Annotated in this window: 20 protein-coding genes; 8 read left to right on the top strand and 12 right to left on the bottom strand. The window is 27.7% G+C overall.

Annotated features, from left to right (window positions below; genetic code table 11):
- Positions 1-31: 31 nt before the first annotated feature.
- Both NAB20_RS11820 and NAB20_RS11815 read left to right on the top strand, forming a co-directional pair.
- Positions 32-766: a DUF4369 domain-containing protein gene (locus NAB20_RS11820; protein WP_105196957.1), complete on the top strand. Its 735-nt coding sequence runs from the start codon at positions 32-34 to the stop codon at positions 764-766.
- Positions 745-1,176 (top strand): TlpA disulfide reductase family protein, encoded by a 432-nt coding sequence (locus NAB20_RS11815; protein ID WP_105196958.1) that lies wholly within the window; start codon positions 745-747, stop codon positions 1,174-1,176. The genes NAB20_RS11820 and NAB20_RS11815 overlap by 22 nt, the downstream gene beginning before the upstream one ends.
- Before the next feature lie 72 nt (positions 1,177-1,248).
- On the opposite strand, the gene pepT is transcribed toward NAB20_RS11815, so the two are convergent.
- The 3 genes from pepT to NAB20_RS11800 all read right to left on the bottom strand — a co-directional run bounded on the left by pepT (position 1,249) and on the right by NAB20_RS11800 (position 4,178).
- Positions 1,249-2,490, bottom strand: a complete 1,242-nt coding sequence (pepT, locus tag NAB20_RS11810) for a peptidase T (RefSeq protein ID WP_088394222.1) — start codon at positions 2,488-2,490, stop codon at positions 1,249-1,251.
- Positions 2,491-2,492: 2 nt separating this feature from the next.
- Positions 2,493-3,551 carry a nucleoid-associated protein gene (locus tag NAB20_RS11805; RefSeq protein WP_088394224.1) on the bottom strand — a complete coding sequence of 353 codons (1,059 nt, stop codon included), beginning with the start codon at positions 3,549-3,551 and terminating at the stop codon, positions 2,493-2,495.
- 90 nt (positions 3,552-3,641) lie between these two features.
- Positions 3,642-4,178, bottom strand: a complete 537-nt coding sequence (locus NAB20_RS11800) for a hypothetical protein (RefSeq protein WP_088394226.1) — start codon at positions 4,176-4,178, stop codon at positions 3,642-3,644.
- Between the two features lie 342 nt (positions 4,179-4,520).
- Here NAB20_RS11800 and NAB20_RS11795 point away from each other — a divergent pair, with 342 nt between their 5' ends.
- From NAB20_RS11795 to NAB20_RS11775, 5 genes are all read left to right on the top strand, one after another.
- On the top strand, positions 4,521-5,360 hold the full coding sequence (locus NAB20_RS11795) for a 1,4-dihydroxy-2-naphthoyl-CoA synthase (protein WP_105196959.1): 840 nt from the start codon (positions 4,521-4,523) through the stop codon (positions 5,358-5,360).
- 299 nt (positions 5,361-5,659) lie between these two features.
- Positions 5,660-6,574 (top strand): 1,4-dihydroxy-2-naphthoate octaprenyltransferase, encoded by a 915-nt coding sequence (gene menA, locus NAB20_RS11790; protein WP_105196960.1) that lies wholly within the window; start codon positions 5,660-5,662, stop codon positions 6,572-6,574.
- A complete protein-coding gene (locus tag NAB20_RS11785) occupies positions 6,574-7,356 on the top strand; it encodes a hypothetical protein (protein ID WP_105196961.1) in 783 nt (260 codons plus the stop codon). Before menA ends, NAB20_RS11785 begins: the two co-directional genes overlap by 1 nt.
- 130 nt (positions 7,357-7,486) lie before the next feature.
- Positions 7,487-8,695, top strand: a complete 1,209-nt coding sequence (locus NAB20_RS11780) for a lipopolysaccharide assembly protein LapB (protein WP_181142906.1) — start codon at positions 7,487-7,489, stop codon at positions 8,693-8,695.
- Between the two features lie 22 nt (positions 8,696-8,717).
- Positions 8,718-9,779 carry an o-succinylbenzoate synthase gene (locus NAB20_RS11775; RefSeq protein ID WP_127823020.1) on the top strand — a complete coding sequence of 354 codons (1,062 nt, stop codon included), beginning with the start codon at positions 8,718-8,720 and terminating at the stop codon, positions 9,777-9,779.
- A 44-nt stretch (positions 9,780-9,823) separates the two neighbouring features.
- Here the strand turns inward: NAB20_RS11775 and yidD are convergent, their stop codons facing one another.
- From yidD to NAB20_RS11755, 4 genes are all read right to left on the bottom strand, one after another.
- On the bottom strand, positions 9,824-10,051 hold the full coding sequence (gene yidD / locus NAB20_RS11770; protein WP_235819769.1) for a membrane protein insertion efficiency factor YidD: 228 nt from the start codon (positions 10,049-10,051) through the stop codon (positions 9,824-9,826).
- Positions 10,052-10,246: 195 nt separating this feature from the next.
- The gene (gene cysS, locus NAB20_RS11765; RefSeq protein ID WP_105196963.1) at positions 10,247-11,728 is read right to left on the bottom strand and encodes a cysteine--tRNA ligase; all 1,482 of its coding nucleotides are present in this window, start codon (positions 11,726-11,728) and stop codon (positions 10,247-10,249) included.
- 74 nt (positions 11,729-11,802) lie between these two features.
- Entirely contained in the window at positions 11,803-12,474 is a 672-nt protein-coding gene (gene folE / locus NAB20_RS11760) for a GTP cyclohydrolase I FolE (RefSeq protein WP_127823021.1), read from the bottom strand.
- A 74-nt stretch (positions 12,475-12,548) separates the two neighbouring features.
- The gene (locus NAB20_RS11755; protein WP_105196965.1) at positions 12,549-13,742 is read right to left on the bottom strand and encodes a pyridoxal phosphate-dependent aminotransferase; all 1,194 of its coding nucleotides are present in this window, start codon (positions 13,740-13,742) and stop codon (positions 12,549-12,551) included.
- 687 nt (positions 13,743-14,429) lie between these two features.
- Here NAB20_RS11755 and NAB20_RS11750 point away from each other — a divergent pair.
- Positions 14,430-16,115: a leucine-rich repeat protein gene (locus tag NAB20_RS11750; RefSeq protein ID WP_127823022.1), complete on the top strand. Its 1,686-nt coding sequence runs from the start codon at positions 14,430-14,432 to the stop codon at positions 16,113-16,115.
- A gap of 659 nt (positions 16,116-16,774) precedes the next feature.
- Here NAB20_RS11750 and NAB20_RS11745 read toward each other — a convergent pair.
- From NAB20_RS11745 to NAB20_RS11725, 5 genes are all read right to left on the bottom strand, one after another.
- Positions 16,775-17,149: an MliC family protein gene (locus tag NAB20_RS11745; RefSeq protein ID WP_127823023.1), complete on the bottom strand. Its 375-nt coding sequence runs from the start codon at positions 17,147-17,149 to the stop codon at positions 16,775-16,777.
- Between the two features lie 359 nt (positions 17,150-17,508).
- Positions 17,509-18,129: an acyltransferase gene (locus NAB20_RS11740; protein WP_375605174.1), complete on the bottom strand. Its 621-nt coding sequence runs from the start codon at positions 18,127-18,129 to the stop codon at positions 17,509-17,511.
- A gap of 40 nt (positions 18,130-18,169) precedes the next feature.
- On the bottom strand, positions 18,170-18,538 hold the full coding sequence (locus tag NAB20_RS11735; protein WP_375605173.1) for an acyltransferase: 369 nt from the start codon (positions 18,536-18,538) through the stop codon (positions 18,170-18,172).
- Entirely contained in the window at positions 18,528-19,775 is a 1,248-nt protein-coding gene (locus NAB20_RS11730) for a T9SS type A sorting domain-containing protein (RefSeq protein WP_105197158.1), read from the bottom strand. The genes NAB20_RS11735 and NAB20_RS11730 overlap by 11 nt, the downstream gene beginning before the upstream one ends.
- A 504-nt stretch (positions 19,776-20,279) precedes the next feature.
- The gene (locus tag NAB20_RS11725; RefSeq protein ID WP_088394565.1) at positions 20,280-21,149 is read right to left on the bottom strand and encodes an SDR family oxidoreductase; all 870 of its coding nucleotides are present in this window, start codon (positions 21,147-21,149) and stop codon (positions 20,280-20,282) included.
- Positions 21,150-21,908 lie beyond the last annotated feature (759 nt).

Here is a 21,908-nt window from a genome sequence, read left to right as displayed (position 1 = left end):
AGTTCTTTATATTATTAACAAATACATACAGATGAAAAAAATTTTAGGAATTAGTTTAGTAACCTTATCTATTGCATGTAATGGTATAATTGGTAATGGATTTAAATTTGAAGGTGAAATCAATGGATTAAAAGATGGAACGAAAGTATTTTTACAAAAGCAAGATGAAAATACAGGTATGCCGATATCTATTGATACTGCAAAAATAGAAAAAGGGCAATTTGTTTTTAAAGGAGAAGCTAAAGAACCACAAGTTCACATGATTTCTGTTGAAAATCAAGAAGGTGGTTTTATTTTTATTTTAGAGAAAGGAAACATTACGGCAAAAATTAACAAGGATAGTATACCTTTAGCAAAGGTGGGAGGTACTTATAATAATGAGGAATTAGTTAAGTATAATGCTCAAATGATGGGAATTTCTAAGCGTATGATGAATTTTCAAAAAGAAAATATGGCAAAAATGCAAGACGCTCAAAAAACAAATGATTCTGTTACTATGAAAAAATTAAATACAGAATTTTCTAAATTTCAGGATGAGTTTATTTCTTCCGGAGATAAGTATATTAATGAAAATCCAAAATCATTTATTTCTTTATTATTGATACCTACACTTTTTAATACGCCAAATGCGGATGTAGTTAAGATTAAAAAATCGTTTGATGCTTTAGAAAATGATCTAAAAGAAACAGCAGCAGGTAAAAAAATAAAAAAACAGTTAGCTGATTTTGAAAAAGCAATGGAAGGATCAAAAAAAAAAATGAAGTAAAAAAAGCACCTAATTTTACTGCTAAAACACCTGAAGGTAGAACGCTGAGTTTAAAACAGGTTTTAGGAAAGGTAACACTCATTGATTTTTGGGCATCTTGGTGTGGTCCTTGTAGACAAGAAAACCCAAATGTAGTAGCTCTTTATAAAAAATGGCATCCAAAAGGATTAAATATTATAAGTGTATCTTTAGATGAAGATTTAACTAAATGGAAAGAAGCAATAAAAAAAGATCAATTAACTTGGTATCATGTTTCTAATTTGATGAAATGGGAAGACCCAATTGCTAAAGCTTATACTATAGAAAGTATTCCTTCAACAGTTTTGGTGGATGAAAGAGGAAATATTATAGAAACTAATCTTTTTGGTAAAGATTTAGAGAATGAAATTCAAAAAATATTACTTAAATAACAGTTAGTTTTAAATTAATAAAAAAGGGATGATTATCATCCCTTTTTTATTTTATTATTGTAAAGGCACAATTTATTTTTGTTTAGCTACTAGTTGAGCAATTTCTACAATAACTTCAATTGCTTTTTGCATGCTTTCTACAGGAACATATTCATATTTTCCATGAAAATTATGTCCACCTGCAAAAATATTAGGACAAGGTAATCCCATGTATGATAATCTAGATCCGTCAGTACCACCACGTATTGGTTTAATGATAGGGGTAATACCTAAATTTTTCATTGCTTTTTCTGCTGTTTTTACTATATGTATCATAGGTTTAACCTTTTCACACATATTATAATATTGATCTTTTATTTCTATTTCTACAATATTATCTCCAAATTGTTTTTTATATTTAGAGTTGATCTTATCAGCTATTTTTTGTGCTAATTTTTTACGCTTTTCAAATTTTTTGCGATTGTGATCACGAATAATTAATTGAACTGTTGTTTCTTCTATACTTCCTTTGATATCTACAACATGAAAAAAACCTTGATAATCTTTTGTTTTTTCAGGTACTTCCTTTTTAGGTAACTTATTAATGTATTTAGTAGCTAAAAGCATTGAATTAATCATTTTGCCTTTTGCATAACCAGGATGTACACTTTTTCCTTTAAATATGAGTTTAACTCCTGCGGCATTAAAATTTTCATATTCTAATTCTCCTATTTGGCTACCATCCATTGTATAAGCCCAGTCACACCCAAATTTTTCTACATCAAAAAAATCTGCACCACGGCCTATTTCCTCATCAGGGGTGAACCCAACTTTAATAGTACCGTGTTTGATTTCTGGATTTTGAATCAAATACTCCATTGCTGTCATAATTTCTGTTATGCCAGCTTTATCATCAGCTCCTAATAAGGTTGTTCCGTCAGTAGTTATGAGGGTTTGTCCTTTGTATAATAACAAATCTTCAAAATAATTAGGAGATAGAATAATATTTTTTTCTTTATTTAGAATTATATCTCCTCCATCATAGTTCGTTATGATTTGTGGTTTTATGTTAGCTCCTGTAAAATCTGGAGTGGTATCAAAATGAGAAACAAAACCAATGGTTGGCACTTTTTCTTCTATATTTGAAGGTAAGGTTGCTTGAATATAAGCCTTATCGTCTATACTTACATCTTGCATTCCTATAGATTTTAGTTCTTCTACTAGTTTGTTAGCAAGATCCCATTGTTTAGCAGAACTTGGAGTAGTATTAGAGTTAGGGTCTGCTTCTGTATCTATTGTTACGTAGCTTATAAAGCGATCTATTATATGTTGCATAATTAAGATTTTTGTTCTTTATTAAAATATACTAAATAGTAATACATTTGTTTTTCTTCGTCCCATCCTTTTTCTACAAATTTTTCAGCACTTTCGGGATTGACAAAATCCAATTTTATTTGAATATTTGTGTCTAATTCAATTACATTTTTCATTTTTCGACGAACATCCGTTACAGCTTGATTCGCAATTGGAAAATTAGTTAAATCTTCTACACTATATTTTTCGCCTTTATCAACTTTATAGTTTTTAAATTCAGATATTAAATCAGGATTATCTAATACATCATTTAGAAAGGTTGATTCTTCAAAATTATCATTTTTAGCAAAATGATTTACAGCTCGGTTCATAAAAAGAACTTCTTCTTTTTTATCTTCGGCAGGTAAAACTACTTCTTTTGCAAAATCTTGACAAAACTTTAAATATTTTTTTGTCATAAAATTTTCATCTTGAAATGCGTCAACACTTAGGAAGTGTTCTAACCAATAACGGGCATCATAACGATTACTATCTACAGTTAGTATTTTGTATCCTTCTTCTTTTTTGTAATTAAAAATTAAACATCCTTTGTCTAATTTTTGTAAGTTAATTCCTTGTTGTAAAATCATTTCAAGATTGCTTCCTTTTTCTTCAAACTGAAGGAAATCTGATTTTATCTCGCTTTTAAATACACCTATCGCATCTACTGGTTTATTATCAATTGAAACGTTTGTTAAATAAGTGATATATACTTCTCCATTCTTTATATGGGGATGGTTGGATTGTTCAAAAAGATGTTTGGTTATTTTTTTTGAAAGATCATGAATATTAGCTGGATTTGTAAAAATTTCGGTTGCTAAATTATACATTTCATTATATTCCAAATCTACATCATGTGCAAATTGGTAATAATTTTCTTCCTTATCTCTAAAGGGTTTAAAGAAAAATTCTTTTAGTAAGGGCATAATTTCATCGTTTAAACCATAAGGTTGTTCAGACAAAAAGATAGCCTCATTTCTACTTTTATTTCCTACGCGATGTATGGATAGGTTTTCTATTTGGGTATTAAAAAGATTAATCATATTTTATAATATAAGAATAAAGATTTATAGAATTTCTATTATCTAGTATTCTTGGTTTTTATTTTGTAGTGTTTTTTGAGTTTTTAAAAATTAATTCCAGTTTTCTTCAAAGCCAAAATCACTAAATGAATCATCACCTTCAAACATATCAAAATCTTCATCATCATAATCATCTTCAAAATCGCTGTAAAAATCATTTTGTTCAGCATCAAATTCTTTATCTGGTGCTGTTAGTGGTAATATACCATGTGAAAACAATAAATCAGGGTAAGCTATTCCTTGTTCTGGTTCTTCAATTGCAGCTAATTCTACAAAAAAAGTCCACATATTTAAAAAATCATATACATAGATAATTTTTGTATTATTTTTATCAAAAGTAGATGATAGTATATGATCAGCCATTGTTAACCCTTCTCCAGGATTATCACTTGTGTCAAATAAAGGAATTTCTTGATCTTGATTCCATTGATCATCACAAGTATAAAAAGCGGCCATTTCCATACCATCAAAACCAAAAGCATTTACAATAGTATTATGTAAATCTTCTAAACTATCATTTTCTTCAATAGCTATATCTCTAAATACATCCTCTTCAGCATCAAGGATAACTCTGAATTTGTAAATCATAAAACGAATTATTTGCTAGGGTCAAAGGTAATTATAATTTTAGAAAACGGAATTTAGAATGAGCTTTTGTTAATAATATTTTTTTAATTTTTTCTTAATTATTAATAAAATTCAATTTTGATAAAGCATTTGTCTATTTAAAATATTAATTAAATATTGGTTGAAGTGTTTTTTTTAAATATTTGATTATGAGTTTTTTATTTTATTTTACTGAGGTTGTTCAGTTTTTAATTTTAGAATAAAAACTGAATTTATAAAAATAGAATTACCGTATACCATAAAATTAAAGTATTTTTGTAGAACACAATCTAAAAAAATAATTAATAAAATAGCAATTTTGTTATGAGTACAATAGAATGGCAAAAAGCCCTAGAGTTTGAAGATATTACGTATAAAAAATGTAATGGTGTGGCTAGAATTGCTTTTAATCGTCCAGATGTTCGTAATGCTTTTAGACCCAAAACGACTTCAGAATTATTAGTAGCTTTTAAAGACGCTCATGAAGATACTTCAATAGGTGTAGTATTATTATCGGCAGAAGGACCTTCTTCTAAGGACGGCATTTGGTCTTTTTGTAGTGGAGGAGATCAACGGGCAAGAGGACATCAAGGTTATGTTGGTGAAGATGGATACCATCGTTTAAATATTTTAGAGGTACAACGTTTAATTCGTTTTATGCCCAAAGCTGTAATTGCTGTAGTTCCTGGTTGGGCTGTAGGAGGAGGGCATTCATTGCATGTAGTTTGTGACTTGACATTAGCGAGTAAGGAACATGCTATTTTCAAACAAACAGATGCTGATGTAACTAGTTTTGATGGTGGATACGGTTCCGCTTATTTAGCTAAAATGGTAGGACAAAAGAAAGCTCGTGAAATTTTCTTTTTAGGAAGAAATTATTCTGCTCAAGAAGCGTATGAAATGGGGATGGTAAATGCCGTAATTCCTCATGAAGAGTTAGAAGAAACAGCTTATCAATGGGCTCAAGAAATATTAGAAAAATCACCTATTTCCATTAAAATGTTAAAGTTTTCAATGAATTTGACAGATGATGGAATGGTAGGTCAACAAGTTTTTGCAGGGGAAGCTACAAGATTAGCTTATATGAGTGATGAGGCTATTGAAGGGAGAAATGCCTTTTTAGAAAAACGTAAACCCAATTTTGAAAAAAAATACATTCCTTAATATTTGGTGTTTTAAAAAGAAATACTTCTGGCTTTATTTTCTAAAAAAAGAAAGTTAGGAGCATTTCTCTTTGCTTTAAAATCTAGAAGAATTTTAAAATATAAAGTATAGAATCTTTTGATTATATTTGGTTTTAATGATCTTTATATTTTAAAAAGATTTTTTACAGAATATTATCATAAAATTCTTTTTACTACTCCTTTTTTAAAGAGTTATTAGTTTTGTGATTTAACAAATTATATAGTAATGATGACTATAATCACTAATTACTATTTCAAAATATTATTTATTCAAAAAATATGAAACAGTGGATACAAGCAGCACGATTACGAACTTTACCTTTATCTATTTCGGGTATTTTGGTTGGTAGTATGTATGCCTATAAAACAAGTAACATTAGCTCTATTGCATTATTTGATTGGAAAATTTTTATATTAGCTGTGTTTACAACTATTAGTTTTCAAGTGCTTTCTAATTTTGCAAATGATTATGGAGACGGGGTAAAAGGAACAGATGCCAATAGAATAGGAGAAAAAAGATTAGTTGCAAGTGGTGAAATAACCCCAAAACAGATGAAAATAGCTGTATATCTAACAGCTATTATTAGTTTTTTATCAGCTTGTTTACTTATTTATTTTTCTTTTAAAGATAAATACCTTAATTATTCCTTATTTTTTCTTGGTTTGGGTATAGTGTCTATTATAGCAGCTATAAAATATACCGTTGGGAATTTGGCGTATGGTTATAAAGGATTAGGGGATCTTTTTGTTTTTATTTTTTTTGGTTGGGTAAGTACTTTAGGTGTTAATTTCTTATTTACAAAAGATTTTAATACTCTATTACTTTTACCTGCTTCCGCTATTGGTATGCTTAGTTCTGGAGTGTTAAATTTAAATAATATGCGCGATGAAATTTTAGATCGCCGATCAGGTAAAAACACTTTAGTTGTAAAAATAGGAGGGAATAATGCTAAAAGATACCATTACTTTTTAATTATTACAGCAATGTTTTTAATTATTTTATTTGCTTATTTATCTAATTTTAGTTGGGATCAATATATATTTTTAGTTGCCTATTTTCCTTTAATAAGTCATTTGATGACTGTTTATAATTGTCCAGATAATAGAGCCTTAGATCCTCAATTAAAAAAATTAGCAATAAGTACTTTTTTAATATCTTTAATATTATCATTAACATTAATTTTTAATCAATAATGAATTGTAGTTATCATCCAATTTCAGAAAAAGAAATAAACGAATGGTATTGTGATTTGAAATTTCAAAGTATATTGGATCATGTATATTATGAAATTGTGAAAAATGGTAGGCGTTTTAATCTTAAAGAAGAGAGTTTAAAATCCTATGTTGAAATAATGAAAATGGCAGCTAAAAATGCTCAATCAAAAAATAATTTTGATGAAGCTCATGCCTATAATATAGCGCTCGTTCAAGGTCTTTTTAGAAAGTATTTCTATTTAAAAGATTTTTCCTTTTCAAAATTAATAGATAAAAAATCTTATTTTGAAAGATATACAAAAAAATGGCAAGAAATAGTAAAGCAAGAAAAAGATAGACTATTAAAGGTCAATAATAAAATTTCAGGAGAAAAAAGTGGAGGTATATACATTCCTTATAATAAAGTAATAGAATTATTACAGGATTATGCTAAAAAAGGAAGTGTACAAGATGACTTAAATGCTTTTTTTGGAGAACGTATTACGATTTTCTTAAGTAGTTTAGAGTATGCTAAATCTAATAACCTAGGAATATTGGAAGCTGCTGGTATCATAAATAAAGATTTTTTAGTTTCGTCTAATGAAGTGAGTGATATCATTATAGGAAATTGTGATACCCAAAGTTTACAATTTGGATCTCAAATAAAAATAGCCAAACACGAAATAGTTAGAGAAATAATGTTAGATCTTCCTATTGCAAAAATCCCTGAAATAGAACAAAAAGAGGAAAAAAAGAGTCTTTGGAAAAAGTTATTTGGGTAATTTAACAAAAGATTTATTTTTATTAAGCTGTCTAAAAGTGAAATGGGCAATTATTTATTATCTATAATAAAAAAATAATCTGTTTTTCACATTTATGCAGCTTCTTTATTTTAATTTTTATAAGATTCTAATGAAATACCATTTTTACAATATAATTTTTATTTTACACTTCCTTACAGGATATACACAATCGCCTTCTGGTTATTGGGATAATCAGAGAGGAACTACTAAAGAAATAAATCTTTCTGCTGGTGAAAAATTAGTAGTAAAAACACAAGATTTACCTGTAGGAACTACTGAAATAGCTTATCGTATTACACTACTTGATGAAAATCAAAAAATGGTAAGTGATCTTGCATCTGTATTAAAAGCCATTCCAGATCCTTATTTTATAGGAAAAGGTACAGGAAGTGCTATTTCTTTAGTTTCTTCTATTTCAGGAGTTGATAAATGTACTTATGCAATATTTATAGATGAGTCCTCTAGTCTTGATTTTATCCAGACAGAATCAATTCAAAAAGCCTGCCTATATCAAAAAAATCCTGTTAGCAAAGATGGTAAACTTATATCTTTAAAATCTACTTGTTTAAATGAAAACACCAAAAACCTTTGGTTTACTTTTAAAAGTCAAAATTGGTTAATGAGTGAAAAAATAATATTAGAAGTAATTCCTTGGGTTGATTATACAGCCAGTAGAGGATGGAATAAAAATAATAAAGAAATTATATTAGAAAATATTAAAAAAAACGCTCTATCTAAAAATTTAAAAACAGATCTATTCCATAATATTGCTTTTTGTTTACTTAATAAAATAATGGATAAATATCGTTTTCAAGATTTTTTAAATCTGAGTAAACAAGAACAGTCTTTTTTTATAGAACAAAATGATCCTGCATGTTTTAAGCAAGCCAATTGTATGTCACTTTATAATGAATTAATTTGCCAACAAGCTGAAAATTTATTTAAAAATAAAAAAGAAGAAGAAGCAATTAATTGGGTTCAGAATAGATTAATTGCTACAGAATATGCTAATGCTTTAGATTATAATTTTTTAGCAGAAATGTACATGAATACGAATCAATTTGAAAAATCATTGCAAACATTATTATTGGGAGAGGCTAAAGATAAAAGTGAATTAAAAATAAAATTAAATTTAGCACATGTCTATATGTTTTTAGACGAAATATCTAAATCTAAAGAAATTCATAAAAAATATAAATCACAAAATATTTCAGCTAAGCAAACATGGCAAAATAAAGCAATAAACGATTTAGAAAAATTTAAAAAATCATCTCTACCACAAGAAAACTTAGATAAAATTTGGAGATTATATAATTAATTTTTGCACATAATCTGAATATATGAAAGCTACTTATACAAAATATTTATTAGATTTTAAACGTCCTGCTGGAACTTCAAGAGGAATATTGAATAAAAAAGAAACATGGTTTTTAATTTTAGAAAAAAATAATAAAAAGGGGATAGGAGAATGTGGTATATTACGAGGTTTATCAGTTGATGATCGTTCTGATTATGAAGAAAAATTAAAGTGGGTTTGTCAAAATATTCATTTAGGAAAAGATGTACTTTGGGATAACCTTTTAGAATTTCCTTCCATACAATTTGGTGTTGAAATGGCTTTTAAATCATTAGAATCTCATAACCCTTTTGAATTATTTCCTTCTGCATTTACAACAGGACAAAATACGATTCCTATTAATGGTTTAATATGGATGGGAGATGAAGCATTTATGAAGCAGCAAGTAGAAGAAAAGATTAAACAAGGTTTTTATTGCATAAAAATGAAAATAGGAGCAATAGACTTTGATAAAGAATATAAACTATTAAAATTCATTCGTTCAAATTTTTCAAAAGAACAGATAGAGTTACGAGTAGATGCAAATGGAGCTTTTGATTTTGTGACGGTATTTGACAAATTAAAAAAATTAGCAGACCTTTCTATTCATAGTATAGAACAACCTATAGCAAAAGGACAAAAAGATAAAATGAAAGAAATTTGCTCAAAATCAGAATTACCCATTGCACTAGACGAAGAATTAATAGGTCTTTTTTCATTAGAAGAAAAAGAATCTCTTTTGTTAGATGTAAAGCCTCAATATATTATATTAAAACCAAGTTTTATAGGAGGATTTAAAGGTACTGATCAATGGATTCAATTAGCAGAAAAATATAATATAGGTTGGTGGATTACATCTGCTTTAGAATCTAATATTGGTCTTAATGCTATTGCTCAGTATACTTTTATAAAACAAAATATTATGGCTCAAGGTCTAGGTACAGGTGCTTTATATCTTAACAACATTGATAGTCCTTTAGAAGTTAAAAAGGGCTTTTTATCCTATAATCCTTTATTAGAATGGAATATTGATTTGATAACAAAAATTTTTGATTCATCAAATTAAATTCAATATATTATTGAATCTATTTTAGGAATAAGATATAATAATCAAGGTACAGGATCATAACCGCTACCTCCCCAAGGATGGCATCGTCCTATACGCTTGATTCCTAACCATAATCCTTTTAAAGCTCCGTGTTTAGTTAAGGCTTCTACCATATAATGTGAACAAGTAGGTTGATATCTACAAGTGGCAGGCATTAAAGGAGAAATGATATATTGATAAATGCGTACCAGAAAAATAAGAGGAAAGGTTAATGTTTTTTTAAAATTCAAATTACGCGACAAAGTTTTTGATGAGAATAAAAAGGTATATTTTTTTTTTCTAACAGACATCCTTTTATTACATTGAGGACAAAAAATAATATATTTTGTTAAATTAAATCTCATTTTATCTTAATAAACTTCTACCGCGTAATTTAGCTTGAATGACTCTTTTAAAGTTAGAATAAAACGTAAAAAAGTGTATTTTTAATATGTATAAGTTGTTCCTTCTTTACCATCTTTTAATTGAATACCTATTTCTAATAATTGATCTCTAATTAAATCTGATAAAGCCCAATTTTTATTTGTTCGTGCTTCTTTACGCATTGTAATAAGCATTTCTATTACGCCATCCAATTTATGTGAATGATTATTTGTTGATGATTCGTTTTCAATACCCAAAATATCAAATACAAAATGATTTATTGTTTTTTTTATTAATTCTAAATCTTCTTGGGTAATAGTTTCTTTACCATCTTTTAAAAGATTAATAAAACGAGTTCCTTCAAATAAATGGGCTATTAAGATAGGGGTGTTAAAATCATCATTCATAGCTTGATAACAACCTTCTACCCATTCAGCTACGTTGATAGAGGATTCCTCTTTAGGTGTAATTGAATCAATATTTTTAATAGCTTCCATTAATCTGTTATATCCTTTTTCACTTGCCATCATGGCATCATTAGATATATCTAATTCACTTCGATAATGAGCTTGTAAAAAGCAAAAACGAATAATACTAGGACTGAATGCTTTTTCAAAAAAAGTATTATTACCTGAAATTAATTCCATAGGAAGAATAAAATTACCTGTACTTTTACTCATTCGTAGGCCATTCATCGTTAGCATATTGGCGTGCATCCAATACTTTACAGGAGAAGAACCATTACACCCTTTTCCTTGTGCAATTTCGCATTCATGATGAGGAAATTTTAAATCCATACCGCCACCATGAATATCAAATTTTTCACCTAGGTATTTTGTACTCATAGCTGTACATTCTAAATGCCAGCCAGGAAATCCTTCTCCCCAAGGAGAGTTCCATCTCATGATATGTGCAGGAGAGGCTGATTTCCATAAAGCAAAATCTTGAGGATTTCTTTTTTCATTTTGTCCATCCAAATTACGAGTATTAGCAAGTAATTCATCAATATTACGATTACTTAGCTCACCATAATTAAGTCCTCTTTTATTATATTCTTCCACATCAAAATATACAGAACCTTTGCTTTCATAAGCTAAACCTTTATCTATTAATTTTTGGGTTAACTCAATTTGTTCTATAATATGACCTGTTGCTGTAGGCTCTATATTAGGAGGTAAAAAATTAAATAAATCTAAAACTTTATGAAAGTATACCGTATACTTTTGTACAACTTCCATAGGTTCTAATTTTTCTAAACGAGATTGTTTTATAAAACGATCATTATCTATATTACCGTCATCCGTTAAGTGTCCAGCATCCGTTATATTGCGTACATAACGTACATTATAACCTAAATGTAACAGATAACGATAAATAACATCAAAACTCATAAAAGTTCGAACGTTACCTAAATGTACATAATTGTATACGGTAGGGCCACATACATACATACCTATATTACCATCATGTATAGGAATAAAGGGTTCTTTTTGACCACTTAAGGTATTGTAAACTTTGATAGGATTGGATGTGTATAAGTGCATGGGTTAGAATTTGTATATAATAAATGATTGGATTATTTAATAAATTTATCATAATCCAATCATTTAGCTGAACATTAAAATTTAGTTTCTAATTTTATATAATCTAAAAATTCTTTACGAGTTGCTTCGTTTTTGAATTTACCGCCAAATTCAGCAGTAACAGTACTACTTTCAATATCTTTAATACCGCGTGAGTTAACACATAAGTGTTTAGCATCTATCACACAAGCTACATCATCAGTTCCTAATACATTTTGTAATTCTTGTACAATTTGCATAGTCAAACGTTCTTGTACTTGCGGACGTTTTGCATAGTAATCTACTATGCGGTTCATTTTAGAAAGACCGATTACTGTACCATCAGAAATATAAGCCACATGCGCACGACCTATAATAGGCAAAAGGTGATGCTCACAAGTAGAATAAACAACAATATTTTTTTCTACCAGCATTTCATTGTACTTATAATGATTTTGAAAAGTAGAAGATCCTGGTTTTTTATCTGGATTTAAGCCTCCAAAAATATCTTTAACAAACATTTTCGCTACGCGATTAGGTGTGCCGCTTAAGCTATCATCTGTTAAATCCATTCCTAAAGTGTTTAAAATACTTTCAACATCTTTACGGATTGAAGCTATTTTTTCTTCATCTGATAAATCAAAAGCATCGCTACGCAAAGGGGTAGTAGCACTAGTTGCTATATGACTGTGTCCTAATTCTTCGTTAAATTCTTCGTTATGAGCCATTAATATAAATATATTTTATTTCAATTTTTTTGATCTGCAAATATAGTGAATTACTAAAAACTAAAATAGTTGGACTATTTATTATATATCTTCAGTGCTTCTCCTAAAATTTGAGCTGACTTAATGATATCTTCTTTTTTTAATACGTAAGCTATACGTACTTCATTAAGCCCAACACCTGGTGTTGAATAAAATCCAGCAGCAGGAGCTACCATTACAGTTTCTCCATTATAATCAAAAGATTCTAATAACCATTGTGCAAAATCATCTGCGTTTTGAACAGGTAATTGAGCAATGCAGTAAAAAGCACCTTTAGGAGTGGCAATTTTTACTCCTGGTATTTTATTCATTTCCTCAATTAAAGTATCGCGTCTGTCCTTGTATTCTTTTATTACTTCCTCAAAATAGCTTTGTGGAGTATCTAAAGCAGCTTCACTAGCTATTTGTTCATAAGTAGGAGGAGAAAGCCTTGCCTGAGCAAATTTCATAGCTGTTTCCATTACTAACTTATTTTTTGAAACGATACACCCTATACGGGCTCCACACATACTATATCTTTTAGATACAGAATCAATCATAATAGCATGATCTTCTATACCCAAAACATTCATAACAGAATAGTGTTTTGCTCCTTCATCATAAACAAATTCACGGTATACTTCATCTGCAATTAAAAACAAATCGTATTTTTTTACTAATTCAGCTAATTGATTTATTTCCTCTTTTGAATATAAATAACCTGTTGGATTACCTGGATTGCAAATTAAAATTGCTTTTGTCTTAGACGTTATTAATTTTTCAAAATCAGCAATTGGAGGCAGTGCAAAACCAGTTTCTATTCCAGACATTACAGGAACTACCTTTACTCCAGATGCAGTAGCAAAACCATTATAATTTGCATAAAAAGGTTCTGGAATAATAATTTCATCACCAGAATCCATCGTACTACCTAAAGCAAATAGTAGTGCTTCTGAGCCTCCTGTTGTTACAATTATATCTTCTTTAGCTATAGGTAAACCTATTTTATTATAACTTTCAGCTAATTTAGTTCTATATGTTTCAAAACCAGCAGAATGGCTGTATTCTAAAACTTTAATATCAGTGTTTTTAATAGCTTCTAAAGCTACTTCTGGAGTTTGAATATCTGGCTGACCAATATTTAAATGATATACTTTGTGCCCCTTTCTTTTTGCAGTTTCTGCATAAGGTACTAACTTTCTGATAGGAGATTCTGGCATTTGAAGCCCTTTATTTGAAACTTTTGGCATGATTTAATTAATTTGGTAATGCAAATTTGCAATAAAATATTTAAATAAACATTTTTTTTAGATATTGATTTAAATGATACTAGAATAGTCTGATCCTATTTTTTACTATTTGGATTCATTTTTAGAGTATTGAAAAAAAGAAAAGTTTCAAAATAGAGGATATTGAACTATGAATAGTAGAAATAATCTATAGTTATAAAATTATATCATTTCAGACTTTTAAAATAGTTTTAAAAAATATTTATATACAAAGTACCCCTCTTTTTAAACAAGTCAAAGAGGTTTTAAAGTGATGTAAAAATAACCTCTAAAATAGATGGTTTAATATTTTACTAAAAATATATTTTATATAAATTTTAAAATATTCATTTTATTTATTTTACTGTAGTACATGTAAAGTTATAATTTGAATAAAAATAATAAAATAATAGTAGAGTTTTTAAGATTAATAGATTACGATGTAGTGAAATAGAATTTCAATTTTTTAGAGAAAAAAGGAGGAGAAAAAAATCACAAAAAAAGACCTGATATTACAACAAAAATAAATAAAGAACAGAAAAGAGAAAATGAGTTATTAGAGCCTTATATAAAGAAAAATATACTGAATATTAAGCGTGTTAGCTTTAATAAAACAGTCTTAAGGTTAGGGTAAGTGGGAAGTTATTTTTAAATTTGCAAAAAAATATTATGATGGAAATAAAAAAAAAATTAAAAAAATTAAATGTAATAGTAGCGCTATTATTTACAGTTAGTATTTTTTCGCAAGAATTTACAATAGGAAATTTAACCTATGCTGTAACGTCAGATATGAATGTAAGTGTAAGAGCATCTAATACCTCTATTAGCGGTGCTATTGCTATTGCTTCTACTGTAGACAATGCAGGTTTGACCTATACCGTTACTTCTATTCGATATGATGCTTTTAAAGATTGTAAAGACGTAACGGCTGTTACCATCCCCCATACTGTTACGTCTATTGGAGATAGCGCTTTTTATAAAACAGGCTTAACGTCTCTTACGATTCCTAATTCTGTTACCTCTATTGGATACTTTGCTTTTACTAATTCAGAAGCTTTAACCACTGTTACTATTCCTAATTCTGTTACGTCGATAGATAATTCTGCTTTTGCAGGTTGTAAAGGTTTAACGGCGATTACCATCCCTAATTCGGTCACGTCTATTGGAAACAATCTTTTTTCTGGTTGTTCTAATTTAGCAACTGTTACTATTCCTAATTCAGTTACGTCTATTGGATATAATGCTTTTTATTTTTGTTCTAGTTTAACAGCTCTTACGATTCCTAATTCTGTTACATCCATAGGGAAAAGTGCTTTTTATAAAACAGGTTTAAAGTCCCTTATTATTCCCGATTCCGTTACCTCTATTGGTGATAACGCTTTTGAGGGGTGCAGAAGTTTAGCCTCTGTAAGCATTTCTAATTCCGTTACTTCTATAGGGGTTAACGCTTTTCGTAATTGCCGTAGTTTAAATAATGTTACGATTCCTAATTCTATTACTTTTATTGCAGAGTCTGTTTTTTCTGGCTGTGCAGGCTTAACCACTGTTACTATTCCTAATACTGTTACTTCCATAGGGAAAAGTGCTTTTTATTACTGTTCCAATTTAAACTCTGCTACCATTCCTAATTCAGTTGTTTCTATTGGTGATAGAGCTTTTCAAAATTGTACTAGTTTAACCGCTCTTATTGTTCCCAATTCCGTTACTTCTATTGGTGATAGCGCTTTTGATAGTTGCACTGGTTTAACCGCTCTTACTATTCCTAATACGGTTACTTCTATTGGAGAATCTGTTTTTTCTGGCTGTACTGGTTTAACTACTGTTAACATTCCTAATTCTGTTACTTCTATTGGAAAGTATTCATTTAATAATTGTAGAAGTTTAACTAGTGTTGTTATTCCTAATTCTGTTACCTATATTGGAGATAAAGCTTTTGAAAATTGCAGAGCTTTAGCAGCTATTACCGTAAATTGGGAAAATCCAATTAAAATATCTAGTGGCGTTTTTAATGCTCTTACTTTACAGGATATAGATCTAAAAATTCCTGCTGGTAAAGTTGCGGTATATCAAGCAGCTGCTGTTTGGCAAGATTTTAAAATTAAAGAAGAAATGCTTTCTACAACAGAAAATGTAAAAAATAGTTTTGCATTATATCCAAATCCTGCAAAAGAAGTATTGTATTTTTCAGAAGATTTAGAAAATGTTGCCATTTACAACGCAGAGGGTAAATTAGTTTTTAAAAACAAACAAAATACAGATGCAATGAATATCTCGGAATTGCCTAAAGGGATATACCTATTTTCTGCAGAAAATAAAACAGGCTACAAAATTGTTAAAAAAATAGTAAAGGAGTAATAATAAATGATTTGAAAAATACTTCTTATTTTAAAGATTTTTTTAAACTTCTTTAGCACATTATAAAATTGTCATACAATCTATTGAAATAAAGATTGTATAAAAAATTTAAACTACCCTCAAAAAGTTCGACACTATTTGGGGGTATTTTTATAAAAAGAAAAGTTTTATTAACTCTAGTTGTCGACTCTAATTATAGATAGTGAGTATTCCGAAATTTGAAAATCCGATATGGGGACAAAAAAATTAAATGAATGCGTCGCGTCTTTTGTTACTTCAACCAAAGGGATCAGTTAGATTATCAATATTAAATATTATGTAATTTTTTCCCTGTTACATAAATGACAAGATTGCGAACTTTTAAGATAACCTAAGCCTGAAAAGGTCTTATTTTTTGGATTAAAACTTCTTTTTATTTATAATATATTTTAAAGTATAAGCAAGGATGGAATATTTATCAGATAATATCTTGCTATTTTAAATAGTAGGGTAAAAGTAAAAACTGAATATCTAGTTTGTCACTTCGACGGTAGGAGAAGTTACATTTTAGAATTATGTAATTTCTCCTTTTGGTCGAAACAAGAGGGTGACCTTTTAGGACAGTCTCTTTAATATTTTGGGTATGATCTTTAAAAAAGAATATTTATAACGGTTCAATTTTATTTAGGCATTGTTTCTTTACCTGCCTCAAAAATTGTTTTTCCATCTTTTTCTAGAGTTATTTTTCCATGCCATTCAGAATATACGTAATGATCATTTTTAAATCTAGAACCAGATGCAGTAGTGTCAGCTACTAACTCAATGGTTTCGTTGTTAAATTTTAGAGTTGCAGTATTTTGAGCATTATTAAATGTGTATTCTAATATTGCTCCTGCTTTATCCGTTGCTTTTCCTGTGACAACTTCATTAGAAATATCTGTTATTTTTTTAGCTTCTACTGTTGGTGTAGCTTCTATAACGTCTTGTTTTTTGTTATTACAAGCACCTAGGAATAATGCTGTTAGCATTATAGTTGTTAAAATTTTCTTTGTCATTTTATTTATTCTATTAATTTTTTAATTTAACTAAAAAAGTATGGTTTTGGACTTATATTCTTAATTATATAACTCAAATATATAAAAAATAGTATACATATATGGTATCAAAAAATATGAAAAATAAAGGTTTTGAATATGACTTAAACCCAAATTTGACATTAGATTCAAAGTGAATGGGCAAATCAAAATTATTCTACTTTATTTTTCTTGAAATTCAAGTACCTACTCAAATTTTAATCATTAAAATAGTATATTATTTCTTTTTTAAAAATTTCTGTGAATACTTGAATTTATTGAAAATATTTGTTTTTAAAATGAAGTCTAATCTAGAATTTTGTTTAAAGTTGTATTCTCATTTATCCAGCTATATATTTACCAAAAGGGAAACTATTTATACCCCAAACAATTAATGTTGAAATAGTTAAGCACAATATACTGGTTACGGGAATTCCAATTATTGGATTTATGAATGTATATGAAATACCTAATTTTTCTAACATTGCCATTACAAAAATATGAGCTAAGTAGATGCCATAACTATAGTTACTTAAGGTTAAAATTATGTTTGAATTAATTTTTATAAAATCTTTAAATAATAAAAACAATCCAATAGAAGTTATTACAACATTGGGAGTTAAATAGTTATAAAAACCATCGTAAAATTTTCCTTTGTATTGAGTCATAAAAAAGGTTGCCAATATTGTAATTAAAATTCCAATTAATATTAAAAATAGATAAATTACTTTCTTTTTTTTAAAATTAAAATTTACTTTAGTTAGATAATATCCTAGAATAGGATATCCTATATAACCTGAAAAATAAGAAATTTCAATAGGAGGAATTAATTTATCAATAATAGGTAATTTAGTAAAAAGCGAAAAGAACCAAATGATTAAAAAATATTTTATTTGATCATCATCCGATTTTTTTAACCATTTTTGAATTATAGGAAAAAATAAATAGAGTCCAATTATCATGTAGATATACCAGAAATGGAAACTAGCTCCAGTTTTTAGTTTAATTAAAATAAATTTGAAAATTTGGAGAAAGGTTAAATATTCTCCTTATATTAATTTTATGAAAAAGATCTATAGAAATGTATAATATGCTCCAAAAAAGAAAAGGGTAAAATATTCTTAAAACTCTTTTTTTTAAATATTCTCTTGTACTTTCATAGTCTTTAGATAGAATTAAAGTACCTGAAATCATTAAAAATATAGGAACACAGAATCTAACAATACTATCATAAATATTTCCTATCCACCAATCAAAAGCAGAGATAGTTCCGTATAGGTAAAGTATTCCCGATGCACTATGTAGAAAAATAACACTGAATGTAGCTAAGACTCTTAATGAAGTTATCCAGTTTAAATTTTCATTGTCCATTTTCACTTTTTATTAGTTTAATTTTAGTTGTTATATTTTCTTGATTAAGTAAAAGAATATAAATACCGCTATTTAAAGAACGGGTGTCTATATAATTCTTTTCTAAAGTTCTTTCTGGAATAATAATTTTTCCATTTAAATCAATAATACTAAATTTAATAGGTAATTTTTTCTTAGTTTCTAAATACAATAAATCTGTTGTAGGATTGGGGTAATAATAAAAGTTTATTTCGTTTACTTCATTTATATCTAAAGAAGAAATTTGAATAGTTTTAGTAACAGATTCTGAACAACCATTTTTATAAGTTGTTAAAGTAATAGATTTATCACCAGTAGATGTAAAATTATGAGTAGGGGATGATTCATTTGTTCTGTATTCGTTATTAATATTCCAAGATAATGAATCATAATTATTAGATTTATTTTGTAAATAAATATTGGTTCCTTTAATTAAAAAGGAAAAATCAGAATGAATATTGTAAGTATTTATAAGCCAATTCGATTTGTTTTTAAGGATAACATTATCCGATATTTTTTGTAAATACGTTGCGGTATTTTCATTAATACCACCATAAAAATGACAAGGTGCTATATTTTCTTGATATAGTGTATTAAATATGGAACAAGCAACAAGATAGGAACCATTTAATCCTGGATGAACATCATTATAAGAAGAATGCAATAATAAGTCTTGTTTAGACTCATAATGCTCTCTAAAACATTCGCCTGCTGATGCAAAAGGGACTTTCATTCCATGTGCAATTGCTGTTATCGAATCTTTTATTTTTGTTTGACTTGCAAAGTAATTATCATAATTTCCTCCACCATTATTGTTTGATCCAATACCATTTGAAATTTCGTATAATATTATTTTAGAACAAGGGCTATATTTTTGTATGGTATCAATTAATTGTTTTCCTCTTTTTATTGTTGTTTTTGTGGGAAAAGAAATACCTGCGGATTCTCCAGTACCAGGTTGTAGAATAACTGCATCCCATACTTGGGAAGTAAATAGGTTATAAACATTTTTATCGCTTATGTGATTTACAAATCCAGTACCTCCTTGTGTATATTGTTGTACCTGAATGTTTTTTCCTTTCGTATTGGCAAGATTTTGAAATAATGTTGGCATATTATTAAAGTAGGTCATACTATTTCCTACAAATAATACTTTTTCCTGTGAAAAAAAAATTAAATGACTGAATAATAATAAAATTAGTATTACAATTTTTCTCATGTTTTTTCTTTTTAATATGCTATATGCAGTACAATTATATTCTATAGAAAGAGAAATGCTAAATTTTTCAATTAAATCTAAAGTAAATAAACGATTTGTTTTTTTGTAAAGATACTAAAATAAGATGCTATGGTTACAATAAAATGATTTAAAGTATTTGGTTTAACCCCATCCCGTATTAGGTAAATACTCCTATTTTAATCATTTAAATAGTTTCTTATTTTCTTCTTCTAAAATTTTTGTGATTACTTCAATCTATTCAAAATTTTTGTTTCACAATAAAATCTAATACGGAATCTGGGATTAAATTATTTCTGTATCTTTTAATATAGAAGTATTTAATTGTTTTAATTTTCTATTTGCTATCTTAATATGTATATAGGAATGAGGATTGCTCAAAAAAATAAAAATAAACGTATTATTTGTTACTTCTACGTAATGAGGAGCTCGATAAAACTTCTTTGGATAGTCAAAATGGACAAGATTGTACCTTTTCGGATAGTCTTATTTTTTTACACGTAACATATTTTCGTTTCCAGAATTACTATAAATGCCCAACATAATTTGTTCTAAATGATCATTGTATTTTTGAACATGTTCACCCATACCTATAAAATCTACTACTGTACGGAAAGGTTTTTCTCCTTTTGGTTTATCAATAAGTTCTGAAAAGGCATCAGCCACTTTTTGTGGGTCTTGTTGTGGATTGTTTTTTAAAAGATTTTCAGAATTTTTCAAAGCGTTTTCAGGAGCTTTTGCAAAATCACCATAAGTTAACTCACGATCAATATCACTAGTTTTTAAAAGATTTTCGGAAAATGAAGTTAAAAAACCTCCTGGTTCTACTATACAATTTTCTATTCCAAATATCGAAAGTTCTACTCTATAATTTTCAGCTAATGCTTCTAGAGCCCATTTAGATGCTTGATAAGTTCCATAAAAAGGTAATGCTATTCTACCAAGTATACTAGATGTATAAATTATTAATCCTTCTCCTTTTTCTCGAAAGTATGGTACAACAGCTCTATTCATACGTTGAACACCAAAAACATTAATATCGAAAATTTTTTGAAAATCAGTAGGTGTAAAAAGTTCCTGAATTCCAATAACGCCTAAACCTGCATTATTAATTAAAACATCTAAGCCTTTAAGATCTGAAATGGCTTTTTTTACTCCATTCGTTACACTATCCTCGTTTGTAACATCAATTTCAATTATTTTTGCACCTGCTTGTTTTAATTCTTCAGCTATTGTTCTGTCTTTACCATTAATGTCAAGTATTGAAGCTGCAACCTGATGTCCTTTTTGTAACAATGTTAATACAGTTAATCTTCCAAGACCACCACTTGCTCCAGTAATTAAAATTTTTTTCATCCTTGTAGTTTTAAATTTATTAATTCAAAACTACAAATAGAAAATGATTAATTGTGATGAAAATAGAATCATTTAAAATAAAAAAACTAAATAGTTTTAATTTCTTTTTTTTGTTTTAAAAATACAACTAAATAATGATTTTTTGAATAAAAAGAGTAAAGTAAAAGGAATAAAATATAAGAAAATTTTTACTAAAGACTTAGTTTTACTACATTTGGTCGCAAAAAACAGAGTACTTTTAGATGCTAAGTTATTTTTATCTCTAGTGACTATCTAAAATTAATTAAGCCTAAATTATATGTTAGATATGGTAATGATAGTAAAAGAGTTTAAGAAGATAAAAGAAATTAAAAATTACTAAAATTTTACTCTCATTAGTTTAATAAAAAAAGAAGTTTATTATTATGCTAAGAGTAGTACAATATACTTTTATAAAGAAATTATAATAATTGAAAATTGAAATTTTTAATATAGTATATAAATAAATTTTGAAATGTTTTAAGAACACTTTAAAACACGCGTTTTTATAATATTTTGTCTTATTTTTATATAAAAACAAAATATTCAATTCTTTTAGTGTGATATTTTTGTTGTATATAGTTTTTTTATTTTTTTATTTGTAAATTTATATTGAATAGATAAAATGTGAGTTTTTAAAAACTTGTTTTATTTAATTAAATTTAATACATATTCAATACTTTAAATTGTGCTTTAAAGTATTAAGATATTAAAGGAGCTTAGTATTTATAAAAAATTTCG

Source organism: Flavobacterium davisii, assembly GCF_042182265.1.
Lineage (GTDB): Bacteria > Bacteroidota > Bacteroidia > Flavobacteriales > Flavobacteriaceae > Flavobacterium > Flavobacterium davisii.
This window is presented reverse-complemented; position numbering and strand designations above follow the sequence as displayed.

Bases quoted from the DNA above. Each gene is read 5' to 3' on its own strand.
- NAB20_RS11745 (WP_127823023.1), bottom strand. From the start codon at position 17,149: ATGACAAAGAAAATTTTAACAACTATAATGCTAACAGCATTATTCCTA.
- NAB20_RS11820 (WP_105196957.1), top strand. From the start codon at position 32: ATGAAAAAAATTTTAGGAATTAGTTTAGTAACCTTATCTATTGCATGT.
- NAB20_RS11755 (WP_105196965.1), bottom strand. From the start codon at position 13,742: ATGCCAAAAGTTTCAAATAAAGGGCTTCAAATGCCAGAATCTCCTATC.
- NAB20_RS11725 (WP_088394565.1), bottom strand. From the start codon at position 21,149: ATGAAAAAAATTTTAATTACTGGAGCAAGTGGTGGTCTTGGAAGATTA.
- NAB20_RS11735 (WP_375605173.1), bottom strand. From the start codon at position 18,538: ATGGACAATGAAAATTTAAACTGGATAACTTCATTAAGAGTCTTAGCT.
- NAB20_RS11795 (WP_105196959.1), top strand. From the start codon at position 4,521: ATGAGTACAATAGAATGGCAAAAAGCCCTAGAGTTTGAAGATATTACG.
- menA (WP_105196960.1), top strand. From the start codon at position 5,660: ATGAAACAGTGGATACAAGCAGCACGATTACGAACTTTACCTTTATCT.
- pepT (WP_088394222.1), bottom strand. From the start codon at position 2,490: ATGCAACATATAATAGATCGCTTTATAAGCTACGTAACAATAGATACA.
- NAB20_RS11780 (WP_181142906.1), top strand. From the start codon at position 7,487: ATGAAATACCATTTTTACAATATAATTTTTATTTTACACTTCCTTACA.
- NAB20_RS11805 (WP_088394224.1), bottom strand. From the start codon at position 3,551: ATGATTAATCTTTTTAATACCCAAATAGAAAACCTATCCATACATCGC.
- NAB20_RS11750 (WP_127823022.1), top strand. From the start codon at position 14,430: ATGATGGAAATAAAAAAAAAATTAAAAAAATTAAATGTAATAGTAGCG.
- folE (WP_127823021.1), bottom strand. From the start codon at position 12,474: ATGGCTCATAACGAAGAATTTAACGAAGAATTAGGACACAGTCATATA.
- NAB20_RS11800 (WP_088394226.1), bottom strand. From the start codon at position 4,178: ATGATTTACAAATTCAGAGTTATCCTTGATGCTGAAGAGGATGTATTT.
- NAB20_RS11785 (WP_105196961.1), top strand. From the start codon at position 6,574: ATGAATTGTAGTTATCATCCAATTTCAGAAAAAGAAATAAACGAATGG.
- NAB20_RS11775 (WP_127823020.1), top strand. From the start codon at position 8,718: ATGAAAGCTACTTATACAAAATATTTATTAGATTTTAAACGTCCTGCT.
- NAB20_RS11730 (WP_105197158.1), bottom strand. From the start codon at position 19,775: ATGAGAAAAATTGTAATACTAATTTTATTATTATTCAGTCATTTAATT.
- NAB20_RS11740 (WP_375605174.1), bottom strand. From the start codon at position 18,129: ATGATAATTGGACTCTATTTATTTTTTCCTATAATTCAAAAATGGTTA.
- cysS (WP_105196963.1), bottom strand. From the start codon at position 11,728: ATGCACTTATACACATCCAATCCTATCAAAGTTTACAATACCTTAAGT.